The 25,433-nt window shown below is 66.2% G+C and carries 18 protein-coding genes and 1 tRNA gene; 15 read left to right on the top strand and 4 right to left on the bottom strand.

Annotated elements, in window-relative coordinates; translation table 11 throughout:
- Positions 1 to 6: 6 nt before the first annotated feature.
- Positions 7 to 975: a FecR family protein gene (locus ACVOMM_RS03835; protein ID WP_128989422.1), complete on the bottom strand. Its 969-nt coding sequence runs from the start codon at positions 973 to 975 to the stop codon at positions 7 to 9.
- Positions 972 to 1,451 (bottom strand): RNA polymerase sigma factor, encoded by a 480-nt coding sequence (locus ACVOMM_RS03830; protein WP_229765781.1) that lies wholly within the window; start codon positions 1,449 to 1,451, stop codon positions 972 to 974. The genes ACVOMM_RS03835 and ACVOMM_RS03830 overlap by 4 nt, the downstream gene beginning before the upstream one ends.
- Positions 1,452 to 1,880: 429 nt before the next feature.
- Here ACVOMM_RS03830 and ACVOMM_RS03825 point away from each other — a divergent pair, with 429 nt between their 5' ends.
- The 9 genes from ACVOMM_RS03825 (at position 1,881) to ACVOMM_RS03785 (ending at position 14,636) form a co-directional block, all read left to right on the top strand.
- On the top strand, positions 1,881 to 4,766 hold the full coding sequence (locus tag ACVOMM_RS03825; RefSeq protein ID WP_481525906.1) for an autotransporter domain-containing protein: 2,886 nt from the start codon (positions 1,881 to 1,883) through the stop codon (positions 4,764 to 4,766).
- Positions 4,767 to 4,864: 98 nt separating this feature from the next.
- The gene (locus ACVOMM_RS03820; RefSeq protein ID WP_481525905.1) at positions 4,865 to 5,869 is read left to right on the top strand and encodes a 2-hydroxyacid dehydrogenase; all 1,005 of its coding nucleotides are present in this window, start codon (positions 4,865 to 4,867) and stop codon (positions 5,867 to 5,869) included.
- A gap of 51 nt (positions 5,870 to 5,920) precedes the next feature.
- A tRNA-Thr gene (locus ACVOMM_RS03815) sits at positions 5,921 to 5,996 on the top strand.
- 298 nt (positions 5,997 to 6,294) lie between these two features.
- Complete coding sequence (locus ACVOMM_RS03810; protein WP_481525904.1) at positions 6,295 to 9,333, top strand: autotransporter domain-containing protein; 3,039 nt, start codon at positions 6,295 to 6,297, stop codon at positions 9,331 to 9,333.
- Between the two features lie 539 nt (positions 9,334 to 9,872).
- Positions 9,873 to 10,553: a vWA domain-containing protein gene (locus ACVOMM_RS03805; RefSeq protein WP_065174626.1), complete on the top strand. Its 681-nt coding sequence runs from the start codon at positions 9,873 to 9,875 to the stop codon at positions 10,551 to 10,553.
- Positions 10,554 to 10,570: 17 nt separating this feature from the next.
- Positions 10,571 to 11,311: a PP2C family serine/threonine-protein phosphatase gene (locus ACVOMM_RS03800; RefSeq protein WP_081279709.1), complete on the top strand. Its 741-nt coding sequence runs from the start codon at positions 10,571 to 10,573 to the stop codon at positions 11,309 to 11,311.
- Positions 11,312 to 11,315: 4 nt separating this feature from the next.
- Entirely contained in the window at positions 11,316 to 12,722 is a 1,407-nt protein-coding gene (locus ACVOMM_RS03795) for a hypothetical protein (protein WP_368865778.1), read from the top strand.
- Positions 12,719 to 14,401: a TonB family protein gene (locus ACVOMM_RS03790; RefSeq protein ID WP_481525903.1), complete on the top strand. Its 1,683-nt coding sequence runs from the start codon at positions 12,719 to 12,721 to the stop codon at positions 14,399 to 14,401. Before ACVOMM_RS03795 ends, ACVOMM_RS03790 begins: the two co-directional genes overlap by 4 nt.
- A gap of 58 nt (positions 14,402 to 14,459) precedes the next feature.
- Positions 14,460 to 14,636: a hypothetical protein gene (locus ACVOMM_RS03785; RefSeq protein ID WP_263177825.1), complete on the top strand. Its 177-nt coding sequence runs from the start codon at positions 14,460 to 14,462 to the stop codon at positions 14,634 to 14,636.
- Here ACVOMM_RS03785 and ACVOMM_RS03780 read toward each other — a convergent pair.
- Entirely contained in the window at positions 14,624 to 15,304 is a 681-nt protein-coding gene (locus ACVOMM_RS03780) for a GyrI-like domain-containing protein (RefSeq protein ID WP_180875439.1), read from the bottom strand. The two genes, ACVOMM_RS03785 and ACVOMM_RS03780, sit on opposite strands and share 13 nt — an antisense overlap.
- Positions 15,305 to 15,647: 343 nt before the next feature.
- On the opposite strand from ACVOMM_RS03780, the gene cyoA reads away from it, so the two are divergent.
- The 4 genes from cyoA to cyoD are packed head-to-tail and all read left to right on the top strand — an operon-like array spanning position 15,648 to position 19,664.
- Complete coding sequence (cyoA, locus tag ACVOMM_RS03775) at positions 15,648 to 16,688, top strand: ubiquinol oxidase subunit II (RefSeq protein ID WP_053518989.1); 1,041 nt, start codon at positions 15,648 to 15,650, stop codon at positions 16,686 to 16,688.
- Between the two features lie 2 nt (positions 16,689 to 16,690).
- Positions 16,691 to 18,688 (top strand): cytochrome o ubiquinol oxidase subunit I, encoded by a 1,998-nt coding sequence (cyoB, locus tag ACVOMM_RS03770; protein ID WP_053518988.1) that lies wholly within the window; start codon positions 16,691 to 16,693, stop codon positions 18,686 to 18,688.
- On the top strand, positions 18,685 to 19,323 hold the full coding sequence (gene cyoC, locus ACVOMM_RS03765) for a cytochrome o ubiquinol oxidase subunit III (RefSeq protein ID WP_065174633.1): 639 nt from the start codon (positions 18,685 to 18,687) through the stop codon (positions 19,321 to 19,323). Before cyoB ends, cyoC begins: the two co-directional genes overlap by 4 nt.
- Positions 19,323 to 19,664 (top strand): cytochrome o ubiquinol oxidase subunit IV, encoded by a 342-nt coding sequence (cyoD, locus tag ACVOMM_RS03760; protein WP_053518984.1) that lies wholly within the window; start codon positions 19,323 to 19,325, stop codon positions 19,662 to 19,664. Before cyoC ends, cyoD begins: the two co-directional genes overlap by 1 nt.
- 115 nt (positions 19,665 to 19,779) lie before the next feature.
- Here the strand turns inward: cyoD and ACVOMM_RS03755 are convergent, their stop codons facing one another.
- Positions 19,780 to 21,837: a putative bifunctional diguanylate cyclase/phosphodiesterase gene (locus ACVOMM_RS03755; RefSeq protein WP_053518982.1), complete on the bottom strand. Its 2,058-nt coding sequence runs from the start codon at positions 21,835 to 21,837 to the stop codon at positions 19,780 to 19,782.
- Between the two features lie 149 nt (positions 21,838 to 21,986).
- Here ACVOMM_RS03755 and radA point away from each other — a divergent pair, with 149 nt between their 5' ends.
- A complete protein-coding gene (radA, locus tag ACVOMM_RS03750) occupies positions 21,987 to 23,363 on the top strand; it encodes a DNA repair protein RadA (RefSeq protein WP_053518980.1) in 1,377 nt (458 codons plus the stop codon).
- A 197-nt stretch (positions 23,364 to 23,560) separates the two neighbouring features.
- Positions 23,561 to 25,417 carry an ATP-binding protein gene (locus ACVOMM_RS03745; protein WP_180875440.1) on the top strand — a complete coding sequence of 619 codons (1,857 nt, stop codon included), beginning with the start codon at positions 23,561 to 23,563 and terminating at the stop codon, positions 25,415 to 25,417.
- The last annotated feature ends 16 nt before the right edge of the window (positions 25,418 to 25,433 follow it).

Here is a 25,433-nt window from a genome sequence, read left to right as displayed (position 1 = left end):
TTCTCCTCAGTAGGTACGCCGCAGTTCCAGCGCGCCATCCGGGCGCGCCTGGCCGGCAACGGACCATCCCAGCTCCAGTGCAGACAGCAGTTCCTCTGCGTCGCCTGCACGGAAGGTGCCGCTGACCGCGAGATTGGCGATCTCCGGATCGGCGATCACCATCTGCGTGCGGCCGTAGCGGTTCATGCGTTCGACCACGGTCGCCAGGGGAGTGGCATCGAACACCAGCCGTCCCTGCAGCCACGCCTCAGCCGCTTCGGTCGAGGCGAGCGCAGGGCCCGGCTGGATCCGCCCGGAGGGCAGTACCTGCAGCTGCTGGCCCGGGGCCAGCGTGTGCTGCGCGCTGCCGCTGGTGACCTCCACTGCGCCTTCCAGCAGGGCGACCTCGACATGGCCGTCGCGCAGGCGCTCCACCTGGAAGGTGGTTCCGATATCGCGGATCGAACTGTTGCCTGCCTGCACGCGCAGGGCCTTGCGCGACGGTGCCACCTGCAGTTGCAGCCGACCCTGCTCCAGGACCAGTTCCCGATGGCGCCAGCCCATGCGCACGGTCAACGTGGTCCCTGCGTCCAGGATGGCGGAGCTGCCATCGGCCAGCGTCTGTTGGCGGGGAGCAAGGCTGTCGTTGGCATAGATGCGGGGCGTGGGATTGCCATCGGTGGCGACCATCCAGCCCATGCCGATGGCCAGACAGAGCGCCGCCGCAGCAGCGACGCCGGGCAGCCAGCGGCGCCGGGCCGGATGCGCGGCGCGCGCCGCCGCCGTGCGCAGCCAGGGATCCTGGGCTAGGCCCGCACTCTGCTGATAGAGCGTTTCGGCCTGTACCCACGCCTTGACGTGGCGAGTGTCCTCCGCCAGCCAGTCTTCGAAGCGCTCGCGTTCCTCGGGCGTGCAGTCGTGTGCCTCCAGGCGCGCCACCCAGGCGCTGGCGCGCTCGAACACTCCCGCCTCTTCCGTGTGCCGGGTGCTGATCATTCGTTGTCCCTGTCGTTGTGCAGCGGGTGTGGCCCCAGCTCCTGGCGCAGGCCCTGCAGTGCACGGGCGATGTGTTTTTCCACGGTCTTGGCGGTGATGCCACAGTGCTGCGCGATCTGCGTGTAGCTCATCCCGGTGATCCGGTTGAGCAGGTACACCTCGCGCGCGCGCTCCGGCAGTTTGAACAGGGCCTGCCGGAGCAGGGCGAGCATCTGCCCGGATTCGGCCTGGCGCAGCGGGTCGGCTGACGTGCTGGAGGGCTCGTCGCTGCCATCGCGCTCGGCCAGCGACAGATGCGGTCTCGCCTGCGGCGAGCGGCCGCGGTCTGCCAGGCGGTTGCGGGCGATACGATACAGCAGCAGGCGCAGTTCCTCGGTGCCGTGCGCGCGATAGCGGATCAACCGTTCCATGCAGTCCTGGGCGATGTCCTCCGCATCCTCCGGGCCCACCCCACGGGTACGCAGGAAAGTGCACAACGGCGCGCGCTCTTCCCTTACGAACGTGATGAAGGCGTCCGGAGGCCCAGGCGGATCCGGTGCGCGATGGATCAGGGGGGACGAAGCGGACAGGGCTGGCCTCGGGCAACGATGGGGGGGGGCGTCACCGAGTTTTACGCGACGATGACCGGATGGGGAAGAGCCGCCAGCCTGCACGTGTCGATCATGAATTCGTTCACCTTTCACCCGGATGGCCACTGGGGGTGTTACCGCCCTTTCTGCGTTTTTAACTTTGCCGGAGGCTGTATTTCTCCTGTAAAAGCGTTCAAGAGCGCTAACTCAGCCACAGTTTTAACTGCCAACTTGATCTGAATCCGTTCATTTTTTTCCATGGCATGCAGCGGGGGAGGGCCTCCCGCTCTGACGTTTAGCTTGCCGTCCGCGTGTTGCGGGGGGAGAGAGAACGGTATGAAGCAGTCCAAGTTGAGTCTGGCCCTGGCCGGCCTGATTGGTGTTGGCGTCATGGTCAAGGCTGATGACGCCATGGCAATGAACTATCACGTGCAGGGAGACCGCATCTTCCTCAGCGGTGGCGTCACCTTCGCCGACGTCGTTTCGCTGCCGGCGCTGCTGGCCAAGGCGCAGGCCGAGGGGCGGCCGATCCGGGAGGTGGTGCTGCGTACCTCCAACGGTGGCGCGCTGATCGCCGGCGAGTGGCTGCAGGGGGTGATCCGCACGTCCGGCCTGAACACCATCGTGTCGGGCCATTGCATCTCGTCCTGCTCGATCATGCAGTCCGGTGGCGTGGAGCGTTATCTTGCCGGTGATCTGCCGATTGTCGATTCGGTGGAGATCCATGCGGCCAACAACGGCAGCAATGTGATCTACGAGCCGTCGCCGCGCATGACCCAGATCTACACCGGCAACTACGGCGGCGGCATGGATGCTGGGCTGCTGCACAAGGCGATGTACGAAGTGGTCAAGCCCAACGGTCTGCTGGTGTTTCGCGATCCTGCGCGCACCCCCGGTACGTCGGTCACGTTCGATCCGGATGGCAGCGGCAGCGCGCTGGAGTCGTTCCCTGGGCAGGACATTCACAGCAACCGGATCATCACCGCAACCGGCTATCGTGATCCGGGCGATACGTTGAATGTCACTGCGGACGTCACCGGTGACATCAATCCGGGCTACCTGCGGACGGGACGCCAGCTGCAGACGTTCGTCGATGATGATTTCGCGCGCTGGAGCACCGATCGACCGTCGGCGTACTTTTCCTACGCACTGACCATCTACAACCTTTCCAGCACGGGTCCGCAGGGCATCGGCGCTGGTTCGGTGCAGGATTATCTGAGCGATCCCGGCGTGCAGGCCCTGCTGCTGTCCAAGCTTCGGCTGGGCGATCTGGACGCGTCCACGCTGGACGATTCGATGGGCGTGATCCGGATTGCCAATGGCGCTGTCTGGCGCTCGTCCGCAACCACCGGTGCGGACTTCATGCTGGTCGACAATGGCACCATCGCCCTGGAAGGTGGCGCCCTGCGTGCCCCGGAAGTGCGTGTGCTCGGTGCGGGCATGCTGGTCGGCCACGGCGACGTGGCGGGCACGGCGATGGACAGCACTGCATTGCTGGGTGGCACCGGCCCGTCCTGGCGCGAGGATGGCTTCAACCGCCTGCGCGTGTTCGGCACGCTGATGCCGCGCGGAGGTGATCTGGTCACCCATGGCTACGTCAACATCATGCCCGGCGGCAAAGTGCTGTTCGACGTGACCGAGAGCGGCGGCAGTGCCGGTGGTCGCGTGCGCGTGGGTAATTTCTTCGACCCGTCCACCAACAAAGTGCTCGATGGCGCGCTGGTGATCTCCAAGGGCGCCTTCCTTGAACTGAACGTGGCGCAGGGCTATTACAGCAAGGACTTCCGTCGCGATCTGGTTGAAGGCCCGATCTACCAGGATGGCTTCCAGGAGGTCGTGCGGCTGGGCGACACTGGCTACCGCGCCAGCATCAGCGGCGGTGAGGTGTTCCGTCCGCGCCACAACTCGCTGTTGAGTTTCAATGTCAGGCAGACGGCCGACGGTCTGTGGCTGACCGCCAACCCGGGCTTCGACCAGTGGGATCTGTTCGCCAACGGCCCGTCCGGTGATGACCTGGGGCGTGTGCTGGGAGCTGCATCCGATCGCCAGGACAGTGGCCTGAAGCCGCTGCTGGGCGCATTGCAGTTTGCCGACCGCGACGTGGTCGCGCAGCAGGCCGGTGCGCTGCGTGGCGATGCGCACGCGACCCTGCGCCTGGCTGACAACGCCCTGCTGAGCAGCATCGGCAACGTGGTCCAGCAGCATCAGGCGGCGATGCGCAGTGCCGGTGGCGATGCCGATGGCCTGGCCGCGCAGGTCGCGCAGTCGATGTCGGCACAGCCGGGCATGCGCCATGGCACCCTGTTCAACCAGCTGGCAATGCATCTGGTCGAGCCGACGGCAGCAGGTGCGGGGGCCAGCGGTGATGGCCAGCGTGGCCACGGTCTGTGGGCACGTGGCTTCGCCAGCCATGGCCGCATCGATGCCGATGCCGGCGTGGCCGGGATGAGCCATACCGTGGGCGGCATCGTGGTCGGTGCCGATGCGCGCCTGGCCGATGACCGTGTCGGCCTGGGCGTGAGCGTGGCGGCCGCGGACATGTCGACCAAGGCCCGTGGCGCCTCCAGCTTCACCGGCGACGTGCGTGCGCTGGATGTGGGCGGTTACCTGGACGCGATCTACGCGCGCGGTTATCTGTCCGCGGCGGTGCGCTACACCGACCTGCGCCACGACACCCGGCGCAGCATCGCCGGCATCGAGGGCCTGCAGGACCCGCTGCGTGCGAAGTACAGCAACGATGCGATCTCCGCGCGGGTGGAACATGCGTTCTCCTTCACCAGCGGCAAGGGCGTGGTGATCCAGCCGCTGCTGCCGGTGGTGGACTATGCGCGCACCTCCGCGACGCGGTTCAACGAAGGGCAGGGCGTGGCGGCGCTGGCCGGGCGTGGCGGCAGCCTGGAGAGCATCCGGGTCGGTGCGGGCCTGCAGCTGTTCAAGACCTTCGAGGGCAACAACGGCGAGCGCATCACCCCGCGGGCGCGGGTGGTGTGGCAGAAGGAGCTGGGGGATACGCAGGCCCGCTACAGCACCGGCTTTGCGGCGGCGCCGGATCTGGTGTTCGGCAGCAACAGCCAGACGGTGGGCGAACAGGTGCTGAGCTGGAACCTGGGTGTGACCAGCCGGGCCAGCGAGCGGCTGTCGGTGATGGTCGACTATGTGGGCGAGCGCCGCGACGGACAGCTGCAGAATGGTGTGCAGCTGGGCCTGGGTTACCGGTTCTGAGTGGCCGGCGGCACCGGCGATGTCTGCATCGCCGGTGCCGTCCCAGGACGCACGCTGCTGCGGTATCGTTCGGCATGGAATTCCACCCAGGCCCCTCCATGCAGATCGCAGTCTTCAGCGCCCGGCCCTATGATCGTCGCTTTCTTGACGAGGCCAATCAGCGCGGCGCCGCAGAACAGGATTTCGCGTTCGTCTACTTCGATGCCTCGCTCGACCTGCATACCGCCACGCTGGCACAGGGCTGCGACGCCGTCTGCGTGTTCGTCAATGATCGTCTTGATGCCCCTGTGCTGCAGGCCCTGCACGCGCAGGGCGTGCGTGCCGTGCTGCTGCGGTGCGCCGGCTTCAACAACGTCGATCTCGCCGCTGCGACGTCGCTGGGCCTGTTCGTCGCGCGCGTGCCGGCCTACTCGCCTGAAGCCGTCGCCGAGCACGCACTGGCCCTGGTGATGACCCTCAACCGGCAGACACATCGCGCCTACAACCGCGTGCGCGAAGGCAACTTCATGCTCGATGGCCTGCTTGGGCACACCCTGCATGGCCGCACCGTCGGCATCGTCGGCACCGGCAAGATCGGTGTGGCGACGGCGCGCATCTTCAAGGGCCTGGGCTGCACGGTGCTGGGCCATGATCCCTATCCATCGGCATCCTTCGCCGCGTTGGGAGAGAACGTGGCTCTGGCCGAGCTGTTGTCCCGCGCCGACATCGTGTCGCTGCACTGCCCATTGACGGCGGATACCCATCACCTGATCAACGATGCGTCGCTGGCGCAGATGAAGGCGGGTGCCATGCTGGTCAACACCTCGCGTGGCGGTCTGGTCGACACCCATGCGGTCATCCGCGCGCTGAAATCACGCCGGCTGGGCCACCTGGCCATCGACGTCTACGAGCAGGAAAGCGCGCTGTTCTTCCAGGATCTCTCCGGGGAAATCATCGACGATGAAGCGTTCCAGCGCCTGATGACCTTCCCCAACGTACTGGTGACCGGCCATCAGGGCTTCTTCACCGTGGAGGCCCTGCAGGAGATCTCGGCGATCACGCTGGGCAACCTGGCGGATTTCGCAGCCGGGCGGGCGTGCGCGAACCGGGTGGAGGCAGGCTGACCGAGGGTGGATTGACCACCGGGCAGGGGAGCCCGTAAAATCGCGTGCTCGGCCGGAATAGCTCAGTTGGTAGAGCGGCGCATTCGTAATGCGTAGGTCGCAGGTTCGACTCCTGTTTCCGGCACCATGTTTGATGAAAAGCCCCGGCCCTGGTCGGGGCTTTTTTGTGTCTGGTGGCGCCGGGCCATGCCCGGCGGAATGCGAGGGCAGGTGGCGCGATTCGCCGCCCGACTGGGGGTGAGGGCGACCTTCGGCCGTTAGTGCTTCCTGTCGTCGGCCACAGGCGCGACGGATGGCACTGCGACGTCCAGTGGCCCTGCATCGGCAGGGGCGTTGGCGGGGCGGCACTCTCTCGAACACAGGTAACCCGCATGTCGAACTCGTCGATCTCCCCCCTCACTTCCCGGTCCAGGCTGAGCATGGCGATGTCGTTCGCTCTGATGGCGGGACTCTCCACGCTCGATGCGCAGGCAAGCACCTTCCATCTTAACGGCGACACGATCTACTACTCCGGCGGCGTCGAGAGCAGCGATCCCAGGACCTTGGAGCGCATTCTCAGCGCGGCGAACCGGCAGGGACGGACCATCCGCCAGATCGTCTTCCGCAATTCACCCGGTGGTGCTGCCAGCGGTGGCGTTGGCATGGGCGAGGTCATCCGTCGCAATGGCCTGGATACCGTGCTGGATGGTGGTTGCTACTCGGCGTGTGCCGATGCATTCGTCGCCGGTGTCAATCGTCGGATCACCCGCTTCGCCCTGCCGGTGTATGACGGTTACGACATGACCGTGCTGGGGATTCATGGCGAAGCCCGGGATGGTGTTCCCACGCCGTACCCGGGCCAGGAGAAGTACATCCAGTACTACCGGGACATGTTTGGCGCCAGGGACTTTGCCGTCATTGAAGGCCGGATCACCCAGGCCCACTACGAACTGACGGAAAGCTCCGGCTTCCTGCGCTATTTCGATCCGGCCACGATGGCCATCGCGACCCGCTTCTGCCCGACGCGCGACACCAGCGAGGACGGTGGCTGCACGGCCTATCCGGACGTGACGCTGTTCAGCGACAGGGTGGCGACCTCGATGGACTATGCAACGACCAACGATGTCCTGATCATCGATGGTAAGCAGGTGAGCGGAAACATCAATCCGGCATTCGATCCCGCGCAGTTCTCCTATGTGCGCGATGTGGACGTGGACAAGGTCGTCGGCGGCGATGCCTTTGGCGTGATCAAGCTCACCGCGGGCGCCCATTGGTCCGCGACGGAAGACAGCGGTGCGTCGATTCTGTGGGTGGACTCGGGGAGGCTGGACATCACAGCGCAGAGCAGCCTGCTTACCGGCAACAGCGTGATAGGACGCAACGGTGCCGTCGATGTGAGGGACGGTCTGCTGAAGGCCGGGAGCACGATCGTGGACGGTTCGCTGTCCCTCGCCTCGACCGGCGAACTGGACAACAGCGATACGCTGCTGGTCCGGCGTGGAGGTGAGGTGGCGATGGCCGGTGGTCGAATCTCCACGGCCGTCGTGACGCTGGATCCAGGGGCCGCACTGAAGGGGCATGGAACCATCGGCGCGACGGCCTATGTCGGGGACCCGGACTATCCCGACTTCCCCTGGAATGTTCCGCAGGTGGCGCGGGTGAGGGTGGCCGGTGGCGATCTTCATCCGCAGGGCGGCCCGTTGACGGTCAACGGCTATGTCAGCTTCGCCTATCCCAATGCCGGCCGGCTGCTGTTCGACATCACCCCGGAGACGCGCCAGGCGGGCCTTGTACTGGACGCATTCGAAGTCCATCGCTGCGACAGCCAAGGCAGCTACTACTATTGCGGAAACGGGGCGGCCACCACGGCGCCGGGCTTCCTGATCGGCGGCACGGTCGGCAAGCTCGCGCTGGATATCGCACCGGGCTACTACCGCCAGGATCTTTCGATCCCGCTGGTACAGGGACGTATCTATGGCAGCAAGGAAGGCAACGAGCTGACCACCGCGCTGTTGAACGACAGTGACAGCGAGTTCGACGCCAGCGTGCCGCAGCTGCAAGCCGGACAGGTCGCCTTCACCCGTGCCGAGCGGCAGGACGGCTCGGGCTACAGTGCCGATCTGACCAGTGCCGACACGGCACAGCGCAGGTTCCATCCGCGCGAGAACTCGCTGCTCACGTTCAATATCGTGCAGACCGGCGACGGCATCTGGGCGGTCGCCAATCCGGCCTTCGATGACGTGTCTCCGTTCGCCAACGTGGCGTCGGGCGCGGGCCTCGGCCAGGCATTGAGGACGGCCGCGTCGCAGCCGGCGTCGGCGCTGGAGCCGCTGCTGGGCGCACTGCAGTTTGCCGACCGCGACGTGGTCGCGCAGCAGGCCGGCGCGCTGCGTGGCGATGCGCACGCCACCCTGCGCCTGGCCGACAACGCCCTGCTGGGCAGCATCGGCAACGTGGTCCAGCAGCATCAGGCGGCGATGCGCAGTGCCGGTGGCGATGCCGATGGCCTGGCCGCGCAGGTCGCGCAGTCGATGTCGGCACAGCCGGGCATGCGCCATGGCACCCTGTTCAACCAGCTGGCAATGCATCTGGTCGAGCCGACGGCAGCAGGTGCGGGGGCCAGCGGTGATGGCCAGCGTGGCCACGGTCTGTGGGCACGCGGCTTCGCCAGCCATGGCCGCATCGATGCCGATGCTGGCGTGGCCGGGATGAGCCATACCGTGGGCGGCATCGTGGTCGGTGCCGATACGCGCCTGGCCGATGACCGTGTCGGCCTGGGCGTGAGCGTGGCGGCCGCGGATATGTCGACCAAGGCCCGTGGCGCCTCCAGCTTCACCGGCGACGTGCGTGCGCTGGATGTGGGCGGTTACCTGGACGCGATCTACGCACGCGGTTATCTGTCCGCGGCGGTGCGCTACACCGACCTGCGCCACGACACCCGGCGCAGCATCGCCGGCATCGAGGGCCTGCAGGACCCGCTGCGTGCGAAGTACAGCAACGATGCGATCTCCGCGCGGGTGGAACATGCGTTCTCCTTCACCAGCGGCAAGGGCGTGGTGATCCAGCCGCTGCTGCCGGTGGTGGACTATGCGCGCACCTCCGCGACGCGGTTCAACGAAGGGCAGGGCGTGGCGGCGCTGGCCGGGCGTGGCGGCAGCCTGGAGAGCATCCGGGTCGGTGCGGGCCTGCAGCTGTTCAAGACCTTCGAGGGCAACAACGGCGAGCGCATCACCCCGCGGGCGCGGGTGGTGTGGCAGAAGGAGCTGGGCGATACGCAGGCCCGCTACAGCACCGGCTTTGCGGCGGCGCCGGATCTGGTGTTCGGCAGCAACAGCCAGACGGTGGGGGAGCAGGTGCTGAGCTGGAACCTGGGTGTGACCAGCCGGGCCAGCGAGCGGCTGTCGGTGATGGTCGACTATGTGGGCGAGCGCCGCGACGGCCAGCTGCAGAATGGCGTGCAGCTGGGGCTGGGTTACCGGTTCTGATGCAGGGAGGACGTCCTCGCCCGCCGGGCGGGGGCGTCCACCGGCGGCTCATCCGCCTCTACCGCCCGCACAGGTTGGCGCAGAAGTGTCTTGAGTCGCGAAGGAGCGGTCTTCCGTGGATCGCTCAGATGGAATCTCATGGTGCGGGCCGGCAAACGTGTAGCCTGGTCTGGTAGCGCCGGGCCATGCCCGGCGGAATGCGAATTCCCCAGTAGTGCCAGCCCACGGCTGGCAGTCCTGATTGCTGAGCGAAGCCTTCATGGCCCTGCTTCAGCACATGCGACATCCCACGCCAGTGTCGCATTTGCACCGAAAAGACCCTCCTGCTGCTGAACAGATGTTCCAGAACGACGGTATCGGCAGGGAGTCGGTTGGCTCTCCATAATCCCTGGACAGAGTCGGATTCCGGGCACGTCGGCAAATGTGGCAAGCATTGCCACGGGGGGTCGGAAGTCGGCTCATGGTTTCCCTTCTCCCCTGTGCCTATACTCGATGCAACGCATACAGCGGCCCGATCCATAGCACGGAGGCTTACCACGATGTCCATTGGCGCGATTCCTGACGTTTCTCTGGTCGATAACAGCGAACAGCGCACACCGCTGATACTGGTACTGGACTGCTCCGGCAGCATGGATGGTAGCCCGATCGAACAGCTCAACGTTGGTCTGAAGCTGCTGGAGAAGGAGCTGAAGGACGATGTGATAGCGGCCAAGCGTGTGCGCGTGTTGCTGGTGGAATACGGTGGCATGGACACTGCCGCCGTACGTGGTGACTGGTGCGATGCAATGGATTTCACTGCGCCCACCCTGAAGGCCAACGGCACCACCCCCACCGGCGCGGCGGTGGAGCTTGCCCTGCAGGAAATCGAAGATGAGAAGCAGCGCTTCCGGCAGGCTGGCGTGGCCTACACGCGGCCATGGTTGTTCCTGATGTCCGATGGCCAACCGACCGATGCCTGGGAGGCGGTGGCCGAACAGTGCCGCAGTGCCGAGGAACAGAACAGGGTGGCGGTGTTTCCAATTGCAGTGGGTAATGCCGACCTCGGTGTGCTTGCCCGGTTCAGCCGCAATGGCGAGCGCGGGGTGAAGCGTTTGCAGGGCCTGCAGTTCAAGGAGCTGTTCCTGTGGCTCAGCGCGAGCATGCGCGTGGTGTCCAATTCGACGCCCGGCGGGCAGGTCCAGTTGCCGGCGACCGATAGCTGGTCGCACGTGCCGGTCTGACCGTGAGTTGGCGCGTTATGGCTGCCTCGGCTACGGGGCGGTCGCACGTGGATCGCGGGCAGCCCTGCCAGGACGCGCATGCCGCGGTATGCAGCGGTGCGCTGCTGGTGGCGGTGGTCTGCGATGGTGCCGGCTCGGCCTCGCACAGCGATGTCGGGGCGCAACACATGTCGTGCAGCGTCGCCGCTGCACTGGCGGCGGCAATGGCGTTGGGCGACGCACCGCTGACGGTGCCCGTGGACGCGCTGCGGCCGATCATCGAAACGGCCATCGATGACGCGCGCGGTCAACTGGCGCTGTTGGCCGCCGGACGTGGCCTGCGCCTGTCCGACCATGCCTGCACCCTTGTGGGGGTAGTAGCCGATGCGCGTGGTGGCTGGTTCCTCCATATCGGCGATGGGGTCGCCGCCTGCGCGTTCAGCGATGGCACCGCCGATGCAGTGTCGCTGCCGGCCAACGGCGAGTACGCCAACGAAACCTGGTTCGTTACCGGAGCCAATTGGCGTCAACAGTTGCGGCTGACCCGTTTCGAAGGGGCGGTGCAGGCGCTGGTGCTGATGTCCGACGGCGTGCAGCCCTTTGCGATGGGACGCAGAGGGGACACCTTGTTCCAGCCGTTTTTCGGGCCGGTGCTGCGCTATCTCTCTGCCGTGGATGAAGCACATGGCAGCCAGGCCTTGCAGGCGACCTTGTCCGACCCGCGCACGGATGGCATTACCGGCGATGACAAGACGCTGCTGATCGCATTGCCGGGCTGAGCACATGCCTGGCCGCAGTGGAGAAATCATCTTCGACCAGCGGCGCCAGCCGCTGACCCTGCTGCGCCTTCTCAAGAGTGGTGGCGCCGGCAGTGTGTTCACTCTGAAGGAGCGTCCGCGCGAGGTCGCCAAGCTGTATCACTCGGCCAAGGACGTGCCGTTCTACGAGCGCAAGCTGCGGGCAATGCTGGAACTGCAGCCGGATCTGCCGACGCTCCGTGAGGGTGGGCGCGAACGTGTGCAGATCGCATGGCCGACCGGTCTGCTCCGTGACCGTGGCGGGCGCTTCATCGGCTTCAGCATGCCGATCCTGGACGTGTCGGCCACCACCGATCTTGAGCATGTACTGCAGGAACGGCAGGCACGCGTTGAAAAGCTGCCCACCGGTCTGGGCGCGAAGATGACCCTGGCTGCGAATCTGGCGGCGACCTTGGCTGCCTTGCACCGCTGTCAGCACTACGTGGTCGATCTCAAGCCGCTGAATGTCCGCTTCTACCGCGATTCGCTGTTCATCGCCATGCTTGATTGCGATGGCTTCAGCATCCAGGGCAAGGACGAGCGTTTCCCGGCCGGCCAGGTGACCACCGATTATCTGGCGGCCGAGTTCCAGCAGCGTGGGGTCACGCCTGGCGAGGAAGAGGCGCAGGATCGCTTCGCATTGGCGGTGATCGTATTCCAGCTGCTCAATTCGGGCCTGCATCCGTACGCCGGGCGCCCCCAGGGGGGCGACGTGCCCAACGACCTGCCTGGGCGCATCGCTGCGCGGTTGTATCCCTACGGCCGGCGCGGCATCAGCCGCCTGCTGCCCGCACCGGTCAGTGGCCATGAAATGTTCCCGCCGGCTCTGCGCGATCTGTTTGATCGCGCGTTCTCGGCGCAGCCGCAGCGCCGTCCATCGGCGCAGGAGTGGTCGTCGCTGCTGATGGGCTACGCGCAGCGAAGCGGCGGCCAGTTGGTGGCGTGCAGTCAGGATGCCAGCCACCAGCACTTTGCCGGGCTACCCTGCGCGGCGTGCGCGCGCGCCGGCCTGGTCGCACGCAGTGCGCGCGTGGCACAGCAGACGAACGGCGGCAAGGGCCGCGGTCGCAAGCGGAAACGTACCCGCACGGCCCAGCCACTGCGGCAGGCGGCAGCCGCCCGCCCGGTGGCAAGGCCGGCCGCTCCGGGCGCTGCTGCCACAACCAGTCAGCTTCCCGGCCTGGGGTCGCGGGTTACGATGGCGGCGGTCGGCACCCTGGTGCTGGGCTGGGTGGCCGGCTGGGGCATGCCGGCCTGGCGTGCCTACGACGCGCTGCCCTCGCCGGGCTGGTGGGATGGCTTTGAGCTGGCCGTGCAGTCCGGCATGCTCCTGCTGGGCGTGCTGTTCTACATCCTGTGCGTGCCGGGCTTGATCATGAGTAGGCGGCCGTGAAGTGGCTGGGCTGGCTTGCCGTGCTGCTGGCGGTTCTGATTGGCCTGACGCCGTTGTGGGCGTGGCTGGGCGGTCTGGTTTACTCCACGTTTGATGTCCTGGGCCATCTGGGTGCTCGCCCATCCATCAGCGATGGCCGCGCTGCCTTCCGCGCGGCGGTGATGCTGGGCGGCACGGCTTCGGTGCTGTCGCTGCTGCGCGTGGCCTGGCTGGATCGGTCCGGCAATTACCTGGTGGCGGCTCTGATGCTGGGCTTGGGTTTCGTCGTGGTGGTAGTGATCTCTGGTGGCGGAGGCTCTGCTGATCGCGACGCACCGCGCCAGGTCTACATAGCGGCGAACGACTTGGCGCGCGGGCAGCGGCAATGGAGTTCGCGCGAGGCGTTCGAGCAGGACTCGCTGCAGACAGTGGAGGCGGCGATGCGCGCTGGTGCCCGCAGAGACGTGGCGCAGGTCGATCACCTGTTGAGCGAGCTGAAGGCATCTGCTCGGCTCTGGCCGCGCACGTCTGACCATACGCGCGAGTTCGCGCGCCTGCGCGACCAGTACAGCGCCGTGGTGGGCAAGATGAACGCGCTCTCTCCGCCCAGCCGTACCGGTGCCATCGATCGCAGTGTGCTGGAGGCAAGGAGGAGCCCGGAATACAGGGCGCTGGACGCGGAATCGACCGAACTGCTTCGGCAGATGTGGGCTGCGTCGCCACGCCGCCCGGCCATTGCTCTGGCGCTGTTGACCGAGGACATGCGAGCGCTGTCGGTGCGCAGCTTCTTCGGCAGGCGGCAGCTGCCCCCTGCGTTGGACGAGTTGTCATTGCAGGAGCGCCTGTATCGGATACAGACCCTCTTGGAACAGGCGCTGGCCTATGCGCCCAACGAAGTTCCTGTATGGGAGGCCTACAGCGAAGTGATGGCCGACCAGGACGAGGAACTGGCGCTGGGCGCGCGCGTGGTAGCCGGCCAGTTGGAACGACGGCTGCGCAGCGGCGTGGACTCGCGTGACTACCTCAATACCGGCAACATCCTGCTGGGCAGCGACGTGCGCCTGGGGGCCATCATGATGTCGCGCGGCAGCAGGGAGCGCTCCCGCATTCTGGAGGCGCGGGCCTCGGCGCTGCTCGGGCCGGCTGCCGACAAGGTTTCTGAGGGTACAAGTGATGACGCTGGCGGCGACACGGCGGCCTCGCCTGGCGGGATGGCAGAGCCGGGCGTGCCAGTGGTGTCGGTGACGTCGCCCTCGGATGAGCCCGACGCAGAGCGAGCGCTGCCGCCACGCGGAACGCTGGCCGATGGCACAGGGTTGTGGGTGCCGCCGCGGCCCCGGGCGCCCGCAGCCCCTGCGCAGGAAGACGGCGGGCCGCCCAATACGGCGGAGGGCGATCGGGGAACGCTACGTGTGGATCTGGCCGCGGCCGGCTTCACACCCGAGCCGTTGCCGCCTTTGCCGGAAGGCACCGTCGTTGCCCGTAACGTGCGTGTGTTGCTGGTGGTTGATGTCTGGGAGGACGGGCAGGTGACCTCGGTCCTTGTGCAGAGGAGCAGCGGCGTCCTGGCGCTGGACCAGGCTGCGCGGGCGGCGGCGGCGCGCTGGCGCAGCGCAGTCAAGGTACCGGCTGGCGGGGAGCGGCGAGGGGTGGCAGTCGAGTTCCTGCCATCGGGTGGCGAGCCCCCCGTGCTTCGCTGACTGCCTTCATCCGCGGTTCCCCCGCCGATTGAGGCGGACGTCATTGCGTATCTGGCCCATGCGGATGATGTTCGGCAGCAACAGCCAGACGGTGGGGGAGCAGGTGCTGAGCTGGAACCTGGGTGTGACCAGCCGGGCCAGCGAGCGGCTGTCGGTGATGGTCGACTATGTGGGCGAGCGCCGCGACGGCCAGCTGCAGAATGGCGTGCAGCTGGGGCTGGGTTACCGGTTCTGATGCAGGGAGGACGTCCTCGCCCGCCGGGCGGGGGCGTCCACCGGCGGCTCATCCGCCTCTACCGCCCGCACAGGTTGGCGCAGGAGTGTCTTGAGTCGCGAAGGAGCGGTCTTCCGTGGGTCGCTCAGATAGATCTCATGGTGCGGGCCGGCAAACGTGTAGCCCAGCGATGGCATCACCTCCTGGTGCAGCCTCGCGAGTGTCGGGCCTTCATCCTCATAGGGGCCCACGTGCAGCGTTTGCAGGCAGAGACCCTCCTCCAGCCGCTGCAGGCGCAGGCTGGAGGGTGGCGCACCGAGCTTCGCCCTCACCTTCTCCGTTGCTGCAGCGAACCGCGGCGTGTCGACGGCATCCGGGGTGCGGATCATCAGGGTCCAGGTCCATTCGTCCTTGCGGCGGGCGACGAAGCTGCCCGGATCCTCAGCGCTCCAGAGCCCCTCCAGCGGCGCAACCACATGGTCCTGTCCCACCGCCTTGAGGGCGAACTTCAACGCATAGCTGACGGAGTAAAGCCAGCGTACGGCCTCGGCGTAGGCGATTGCCGTGTTGGGGTCGCCGCGGCCGTCAACCATCACGAACGGCAGGGAGGGCACTTGGAGCAGGACGAAGTCGCCGGTCGGCGCCCGGTACAGGGTGCGGTCAAGCGTCTTGAAATCGACTTTGCCCATTGGAGATCTCCAGTAGACGGACAGCATCGCACGCGCGTCAGCATGCCACAGTTCCTGAATGCGTTCATTCGACTTTGCCGAACGAGGGATTCCGGCGTGGCGACACCTGCGGCTGCGATGCTCCGCGCCCCATTGCGCGCACGGTGCGACAACGTGTCGCAGCCAGAATGGGGCCTTTCCTGCGGAGGATCATTGTCAATGCCTTTCTTAAATGGTGGGTGACGGCCTAAAATTGCAAGGCTGACTCGACCCCACCTCCCTGCCTGTCTCCGGACGGGTGGGACCGGCTTTGGCCGGAGCGGGCAGGACGGGGAACGGCATTCCCTCGCAATTGGATCGACCGATGATTCCGTTGAAAACCCTTGGGCGCTGGCTGCGCCCGGGCCTGCTGCTCGCAGTGCTGGTGATGCTCACCGGCTGCGATGCCGTGGCCATCCTCAGTCCGAAGGGCCAGATCGGCCAGGATGAGAAGACCCTGCTGATCACGGCCACCGTGCTCATGCTGCTGGTCGTCATCCCGGTCATCATCATGACCCTGACCTTCGCGTGGAAGTACCGCGCTTCCAACACCAAGGCCCGTTACGAGCCGAAGTGGTCGCACTCGACGGCGATCGAGGTGGTGGTGTGGTCGATCCCCTGCATGATCGTGCTGGTGCTGGCCGTGCTGACCTGGCGCTCCTCGCACGCGCTGGATCCGTACAAGCCGCTGGAATCGGACGTCAAGCCGGTCACCATCGAGGCGATCTCGCTGGACTGGAAGTGGCTGTTCATCTATCCGGAAGAGAAGATCGCGGTCGTCAACGAGATCAAGTTCCCGGTCAACACTCCGCTGAACTTCAAGATCACCTCCGACACGGTGATGAATGCCTTCTTCATCCCGCACCTGGGCAGCATGATCTATTCGATGGCGGCGATGGAGACCAAGCTCCACCTGATCGCCAACGAAACCGGTGAATTCCCGGGCATGTCCTCGCACTACAGCGGTGCGGGCTTCGCCAAGATGCACTTCACTGCCTATTCGGTCACCGATGCCGAGTACCGCCAGTGGCTGGACCAGGTCCGCGCCGGTGAGCAGACGCTGGACAAGGCTTCGTTCAAGGCCCTGGGTGAAGCGCGCAATGCCGAGTGGTATCCGGTGACCTACTACGGCCGGTCCGAGGAGGGCCTGTTCGACTGGGTCATCGCCAAGCACATGGGCGACAACAAGCACTACGGCATGAAGCACGCCCATGCGGGCGCCGCTGCCGCCGATGCTGCCAGCCATGAAGGGCACGAAGGCCACGCCCCGAGCGAAGAGCACAAGTCCAAGGAGTCCGGGGAAAACCTGGATGCCACTGAACACGAGCACGCCGGCCACGCCGGTCATGCGGGCTCGGGAGAATGAACATGCTGGGAAAACTCTCTCTTGAGTCGATCCCCCACGATCCGATCGTGCTGACCACACTGGTCGGTGCGGTGCTGGGTGGCCTGGGCGTCGTCGCCCTGATCACCAAGTTCAAGCTGTGGGGCTATCTGTGGAAGGAGTGGTTCACCTCGGTGGATCACAAGAAGATCGGCGTGATGTACCTCATCGTCGCCTTCGTCATGCTGCTGCGCGGTTTCTCCGACGCGATCATGATGCGCACCCAGCAGGCCATCGCCGTCGGTGGCTCCGAGGGTTACCTGCCGCCGCACCACTACGACCAGATCTTCACCGCCCACGGCGTGATCATGATCTTCTTCGTGGCGATGCCGTTGATCACCGGCCTGATGAATCTGGCCGTGCCGCTGCAGATCGGTGCGCGCGACGTCGCGTTCCCGTTCGTCAACTCGCTCAGCTTCTGGCTGTTCGTCGCCGGTGCGGTGCTGATCATGCTGTCGCTGTGGATCGGTGAGTTCGCCGCCACCGGCTGGCTGGCATTCCCGCCCTTGTCGGGGATCGAATACAGTCCAAGCGTAGGCATGGACTACTACATCTGGGGTCTACAGGTGGCGGGTCTGGGTACCACGCTGAGTGGTATCAACTTCTTCATCACCATCCTCAAGATGCGCACGCCGAGCATGAAGCTGATGCAGATGCCGGTGTTCACCTGGACTGCCCTGGTGACCAACGTGCTGATCGTCGCTGCCTTCCCGGTGCTGACCATCACCCTGGTGCTGCTGACCCTGGACCGTTACCTGGGTACGCACTTCTTCACCAATGACGGTGGCGGCAACGCCATGCTGTACATCAACCTGATCTGGATCTGGGGCCACCCGGAGGTGTACATCCTGGTCCTGCCGGCGTTCGGCGTGTTCTCGGAAGTGATCGCCACGTATTCGCGCAAGGCCCTGTTCGGTTACAAGGGCATGGTCTACGCCACCGCCTGCATCGGCGTGCTGTCGTTCATCGTGTGGCTGCACCACTTCTTCACCATGGGTTCGGGTGCAAACGTCAATGCCTTCTTCGGCATCACGACGATGATCATCTCCATTCCCACGGGCGTGAAGATCTTCAACTGGCTGTTCACCATGTTCCGCGGGCGCGTGCAGTTCACCACGCCGGTGCTGTGGACGATCGGCTTCATGGTCACCTTCACCATCGGCGGCATGACCGGCGTGATGCTGGCCATCCCGGCCATCGATTTCGTGCTGCACAACAGCCTGTTCCTGATCGCGCACTTCCATAACGTGATCATCGGCGGCGTGGTGTTCGGCATGTTCGCGGGCATCACCTACTGGTGGCCGAAGATGTTCGGCTTCCGCCTCAACGAGTTCTGGGGCAAGTGTGCGTTCTGGTGCTGGTTCATCGGCTTCTACGTGACCTTCATGCCGATGTACGTGCTGGGCTTCATGGGCATGACCCGTCGCCTGCAGAGCACGGTCAATCCGGCCTATGAGCCGCTGCTGCTGGTTGCTGCTGCAGGTGCCTTCATCGTCGGTGCCGGCATCCTGTGCCAGATCATCCAGGTGGCCGTGTCGATCCGCGACCGCAAGAAGACCGTCGACCTGACCGGCGATCCGTGGGATGCCCGTACGCTGGAGTGGGAAACCTCTTCGCCGCCGGCGTTCTACAACTTCGCCACGCTGCCGGACGTCACCGAGCTGGACGATTTCTGGGAGCGCAAGCAGCGCGGTGAGGCCTGGCCGAAGCCGGCGAAGTACACCGACATCCACATGCCGCGCAATACCGGCACGGGTGTTGTCATCGGTGCCTTCAGCCTGGTGTTCGGCTTCGCGATGATCTGGCACATCTGGTGGCTGGCCATCGTCGGCTTCGTCGGCATGATCGCCACGTTCATCTACCGCACCTTCGACCAGGACGTGGACTACTGGGTCCCGGCCGCCGAGGTGGAACGCATCGAGAACGAACACCGCAAGCACCTGGAAGCCCAGGGCCTGGTGAAGTCGGAGCTGAAGGCATGAGCACCAATACCTCGACCCTGAGCCACGGGCACGCCGCGCATGCGGCGGCCCATGGCCATGACGACCACGAGCATCACGACACCGGCGGCAACACCGTCTTCGGTTTCTGGGTGTACCTGATGAGCGACTGCCTCATCTTCGCGTCGCTGTTCGCCACCTATGTGGTGCTGGCCGGCGGCACCGATGGTGGCCCCGGTCCGAAGGACCTGTTCGAACTGTCGTTCGTGGCCTGGGAAACCGCGCTGCTGCTGACCTCCTCGCTGACCTTCGGTCTGGGCATGATCGCCCTGCACCGCAAGCAGGTGGGCCAGATGTACCTGTGGCTGGCAATCACCTGGCTGCTGGGCTTCGGCTTCATGTGCATGGAAGTGTGGGAATTCCAGCACCTGATCCACCAGGGCTATGGTCCGGACCGCAGTGCCTTCCTGTCGGCGTTCTTCGCCCTGGTCGGTACCCACGGCCTGCACGTCAGCGCCGGCCTGTTGTGGCTGCTGGTGATGTTCGTGCAGCTGAAGAAGTACGGCCTGACCCCGACCAACAAGACCCGCATGGCGTGCCTGAGCCTGTTCTGGCACTTCCTGGACCTGATCTGGATCGGCGTGTTCTCCGTCGTCTACCTCAATGGAGCGCTGTAATGGCACATGACAACCACGCACACGATCATGGCACCGGTGGCGAAAGCCACGGCAGCGTGAAGTCGTACCTGATCGGCTTCGTGCTGGCAGTGGTGCTGACCGTCATCCCGTTCTGGATGGTGATGTCGGGCGACTTCTCCCGCACCGTCAACGGTGTGGTGATCGCGATCACCGCCGTGCTGCAGATGCTGGTCCACCTGGTGTTCTTCCTGCACCTGGACCGCTCCTCGGAGAGCCGCTGGAACGTCAACGCTGCTGCCTTCACCATCGTGGTGATCGGCATCATCGTGGTCGGCACCCTGTGGGTCATGCACAACATGAACGTGCATATGATGCACTGACGTCCCCGCGACGTTGCCACGCAGAAAGGCCGCCCCCGGGCGGCCTTTCTGTTGTCGGGTGGATGGGGTCGGACCCCATGTCGCAGGCGAGGGCTCCGACCTCGCACGACGGGCCTCACCCCACCTTGCGCAGGAACTCCTCGGCATCCATCGGCCGACCCAGGTGGTAGCCCTGCAGCTGGTCGCAGCCCAGTTCGCTCAGGTACTCGCGCTGGGCCTGGGTCTCCACGCCCTCGGCCACCACCTGCAACTGCAGCGTACGGCCCAGGGCGATGATCGAGGAGACGATCGCGGCGTCTTCGGCATTGCGTTCCAGGTCGTGCACGAAGGCCCGGTCGATCTTCAGCTCGGTGGCCGGCATGCGCTTGAGGTAGAGCAGGCTGGAATAGCCGGTGCCGAAATCGTCGATGGCGATGTGCACGCCCATCGCGGTGAGATCGTTGAGAATCGCCAGGCTCGCGTCGACATTCTTCATCGCAGTCGTTTCGGTGATCTCAAGCGTCAGCAGAGGCGGATCGATGGCGTGTCGTTCCAGTGCCGCACGCACGCTGGCCAGCAGCGTCGGCGAGGCGAACTGCAGGGGAGACAGGTTGACCGCCATCGTCCAGCCGCGATGGCCGGCATCATGCCACGCACGCAGCTGGGCGCAGGCGCGATCCAGCACCCAGTCACCGATCGGCAGGATCAGCCCGCTGCGCTCGGCGATCGGGATGAACACGTCCGGTGCCAGCAGGCCCAGTTCCGGGTGCTGCCAGCGCAGCAGCGCTTCGGCGCCGCTGGCGGGGGCATCGGCGGCGGGAAATTTCGGCTGGTAGTGCAGCACCAGTTCGTCCCGGGCGATGGCCTTGCGCAGATCCTGCAGCAGCCGCAGCTGGCGGTTTGCACTGAGCTGCATCGAGGGGGTGAAGAACGTGTAGCCGTTCCGGCCGGTGTCCTTGGTGTGGTACATGGCTGCATCGGCGTGGGCCATCAGCTCGCGTTCGTTGCCGGCGTCATCCGGGTACAGGGCGATGCCGAGGCTGGCGCTGACCTGCAGCTCTGCCGCGTCGAGAATGAAAGGCTCGCTGGCCGCGGCGATGATGCGCTCTGCGACGACCACGGCGTCATCCGGGATGTCGATCGCCAGCACGATCACGAATTCGTCCCCGCCCAGGCGCGCGAAGGTGTCCTGCGGTCGCAGCAGGCCGCCGATGCGTTGCGCGACGGCGACCAGCAGGCGATCACCCAGTTGATGACCGTAGGCGTCGTTGACCGCCTTGAATCCGTCAAGATCGCAGAACATCACGGCCACCGCGTGCTGGTGCCGGCAGGCCTTCTCGATGGCCTGTTCGATGCGGTCCTGCAGCAGCATGCGGTTGGGCAGCTGGGTCAGCGGGTCGTGCAGCGCGGCCTGGATCAGCCGGTTGTTGGCGTGCGCGAGCGAATCGGCCAGCAGCCCGGTGCGGACCCGCATCTGGCGATCGAACAGGGAGGCCACCAGCGCGATGCCAAGCGTCGCTACGGTGGTGACGATGACCAGTACCGCCAGCCAGCGGGCATCGATGCCGCCGTTGACCACGGCACCGCAGATGCTGCCGTCCGCGAAGCGTGCGGCCGCCATGCCGGTGTAATGCATGCCGACGATGGCCAGCCCCATCACCAGCGAGGCGAGCAGGCGCAGGCGCAGCGTGTTGCGCTGCTCGGTGCGCAGGCGGAAGGCGATCCACAGCGCAGCGCCGGCTGCGCCGATGGCCACCACGATCGATGTCGCGAACCATCCTGGGTGGTAGTCGATGCCAGGCTGCATGCGCATGGCGGCCATGCCCAGGTAATGCATGGCGGCGATGCCGGTGCCCATCAGCACCGCACCGGCCAGCAGCCGCCGTCGCGGCAGGCTGGGGCGGGAGACCAGCCACAGCGCATAGGCCGATGCGCCGATCGACACGGCCAGGGAGTAGAGGGTGATGGCCAGGTCGTAACCGATCGGGATCGGCAGGTCGAACGCCAGCATGCCGATGAAGTGCATCGACCAGATGCCCAGGCCCATCGCGGCGGCGCCACCAGCCAGCCACCAGCGGGCGACGCGTCCCTGCGCGCTGGCGACACGCCCGGCCATGTCCAGGGCCGTGTACGAAGCAAGAATGGCCACCAGCAGAGAGATGGCGACCAGGCTCTGACTGTAACTTCCAGTCATGTTGAATCCAGTGGGAAAGGGAGGGGCGCCCGCAAGGCGCACGCCCGCGACCCCTATCGGCGCAGGTGGGCGGTACTTGAGCGGTCGCAGCACCTGCGACCGGGCTCGGCTATCCTGCCACGCCCGTCCCCGCCGCAGGAAATTCCCAGATGGCAAAAGCCCGCACCGCCTACGTCTGCAATGAATGCGGCGCCGAGTACAGCAAATGGCAGGGCCAGTGCACCGAGTGCAATGCCTGGAATTCGCTGTCGGAAATCGTCCTGGAAAGCGCGGCGGCGGCCAAGGCGCCGGCATCGCGGCGGGCCGGCTGGGCGGGCAAGGTCGATCCGCCGAAGATCACCGCCCTGAAGGACGTGGAGCAGACCGAGCATCGCCGGGTCAGCACCGGCATCGGCGAGTTCGACCGCGTGCTCGGCGGCGGCCTGGTGGAGGGGGCGGTGGTGCTGGTCGGCGGCGATCCCGGCATCGGCAAGTCGACCCTGCTGCTGCAGGCGGTCGCCAGGATGGCGGCCGAGCTGCCGGTGCTCTACGTCACCGGCGAGGAGTCTTTGGCCCAGGTGGCCGGTCGCGCGCATCGGCTGGAACTGCCCCTGGATGGCGTCAACGCGCTCGCTGAAACCGGCGTCGAGTCCATCCTCCAGCACGCGGCCAAGGCCGGCCCGCGCCTGATCGTGGCCGACTCGGTGCAGACGCTGTGGACGGAAAGCCTGACCGCCGCACCGGGGTCGGTCAGCCAGGTACGCGAGAGTGCCGCACGGCTGGTGCGTTTCGCCAAGGAAACCGGCACCGCCGTGTTCCTGGTCGGCCACGTCACCAAGGAAGGTGGCATCGCCGGCCCGCGTGTGCTGGAACACATGGTCGATGCGGTGCTGTACTTCGAAGGCGAAAGCGGCAGCCGCTTCCGGCTGCTGCGTGCGTTCAAGAACCGTTTCGGCGCGGTCAACGAGCTGGGCGTGTTCGCCATGGGCGACAAGGGCCTGAAGGAGGTCTCCAATCCGTCGGCCATCTTCCTGTCCGGTGGCAGTACGCATCAGCCCGGCAGCTGCGTGATGGTGACCCGTGAAGGAACCCGTCCGCTGCTGGTGGAGGTACAGGCGCTGGTCGATGCGTCGCCGCTGTCCAACCCGCGCCGTGTCGCCGTAGGCCTGGAGCAGAACCGTCTGGCCATGCTGCTGGCGGTGCTGCACCGGCACGGCGGTGTGCTGGTGGGCGACCAGGATGTGTTCGTCAATGTCGTCGGCGGCATCCGCGTGCAGGAGACGGCCGCCGACCTCCCGGTGCTGCTGGCGGTGCTGTCGTCGCTGCAGGACCGGCCGTTGGCCGAGAAGACCATCGCCTTCGGCGAAGTGGGCCTGTCCGGCGAGATCCGCCCGGTGCCCAATGGTGAGGACCGGCTGCGCGAGGCGGCCACCCATGGTTTCAGGCGTGCGATCGTGCCGAAGGCCAATGCGCCCAAGGGGGGCTCGGTCAAGGGCATGGAGGTGATCGCCGTGGAGCGCCTGTCCGAGGCGATCGACGCAGCGTGATTCCATCGGAGGCGCGCCGGCGGCCGCGATCCTGTTGAGCCGGCCCCGCGCGTCTGCTTCACCGGCGAAGGACCGCCGGGCATGGGCCAGACCCTGCAGACGTCAGATGCGGCTACGGTCAGCCTCGCTGTGCTAGTTTTTCCCGCTCGACGAAGGCGCCCTGTGGCGCCTTTCCGCGCCCAGGAGTAAACGATTACATGCAGGACCCCGCGCTTACCGCCCCCGCCGCCGAAATCCGCCGTGCGGGCGTCGACCTCAATGGACTGATGACGGTGCTGGGCAAGCACCTGTACTCCACGCCGATGGTGGCCCTGCGCGAGCTGGTGCAGAACGCGCATGACTCGATCATCCGCCGTCGCATCGAGCAGCCGGGCATGGACGTGCCTTCCCGGATCTCCGTCCAGGTCGACGCCACCGCCGGCGTGCTGCGCATCAGCGATACCGGGGCGGGCCTGACCCGCCAGGAGATCCACGATTACCTGGCGACCGTCGGTGTCGGCTACACCCGTGGCCTGCGCCAGGGCGGCGCCGACGAGGATGGCCTGATCGGCATGTTCGGTCTCGGCTTCCTGTCCGCCTTCGTGCTGGCGCGTCGGGTCAGCGTTCGCACCACCTCCTACCAGACGCCGGAACTCGGCCATCTGTACGTGTCCAGCAATGCCGAGCAGTACACGGTCAGCGAAGTGCCCGCGCGCGAGATCGGAACCGAAGTGGAGCTGGAACTGCACCCCGACTTCCTGCCGCTGGCCAACGAAGCACGCCTGCACGAGGTGCTGGGGCGGTACTGCGCGCTGCTGTCCGAACCAATCTTCATCGGTGCCGCCACCTCGGCGATCAATCCGGAGCCGCCGCCGTGGCGGGCGCAGGGCGAGGTCGCGCTGCACCCGGTGCAGGCGCGCCGGCAGTCCCTGCAGTTCGCCGCGCGTTTCGAGCATGACTTCGAGCCCATCGTCACCCTGCCGCTGCGCGCCGATGGCGTCAGCGACGCCACGGGCCTGTTGTGGGTGCAGGATGGCGCCACCTATGGCACCAGTGACAACCGCAATCTGTCGGTGTTCGTGCGCGGCATGCTGCTGGACGACGATGCACGTGACCTGCTGCCGCCCTGGGCCGGCTTCATCGGTGGCGTGATCGAGTCCTCACGGCTGACGCCCACCGCCAGTCGTGAGGATCTGCAGCGCGATGATCATTACCGCGCCGTGCAGCACGCCCTGCTGGAAGCGTTGATCGATGGCCTGGCCGAGGTCGCACGGCAGCAGCCTGAAGCCTGGCGCCGGGTGCTGGCCCGCCACAACGAAGCGCTGCTGGGCGCGGCGCTGTGTGATGACCGCCTGTTCGAACTGCTGGTGGAGCACGTGCGCGTGCCGACCTCGCAGGGCGATCTGCCGGCCAGCGCGCTGCCGGCACGCGGCGCCGTGCATGTGATCCTCGACAACGGTGGCGGTTTCGAAGAGATGCTGTTCCGTGCGATGGGGGTGCCGGTCGCGCATGGCCATCGTTATGCGGTGGTTCCGTTCCTGCGTCGCTGGGCCCAGGCCAAGGGCCTGCGCCTGGTGGAACTGGGCACCGAGCAGGGCAACCGCGCGCTGTTCCGTACCGATGACAGCCTCGATGAGGCGCAGCTGGCCTGGCTGCGTGAGCAGTTGGGCGATGGTGAGCAGCTGCTGCCGGCGCGCTTCAGTCCGGAGGCACTGCCGGTGGTGGTGGTGCCCGACCGCGAGGCCGAACTGAAGCAGCGGCTGGAGGACGACGAGAACGACAAGCGTGTGTCGATGGCCGCGCTGCGGCTGGCCCGCCAGTTCACTGCACGCATCGAATCGCGTGCACCGTCGCGGCTGTATCTCAACCTCGACAACACCGCAGTGCAGACGCTGCTGCGCGCACAGCGCGAAGGCCACCCGCAGGCCGAAGCGGCCGCACGCCTGCTGCGCTCCCTGAAGATCATCGTCGCCGCGCAGGGCAGGCCCCTGGCGCGGACGACGGCAACCGCAGGCCCCGACCTCAATGGAGCCTTCACCGACATCGCGGGCGCGCTGCAGCAGATGCTGCGCTGACGCCCGCTCTCATCCA

The sequence above is a fragment of the Stenotrophomonas sp. STEN009 genome (assembly GCF_056760395.1).
Note: the sequence above shows the minus strand (reverse complement) of the source record. Positions and strands in the feature narration are given on the sequence as shown.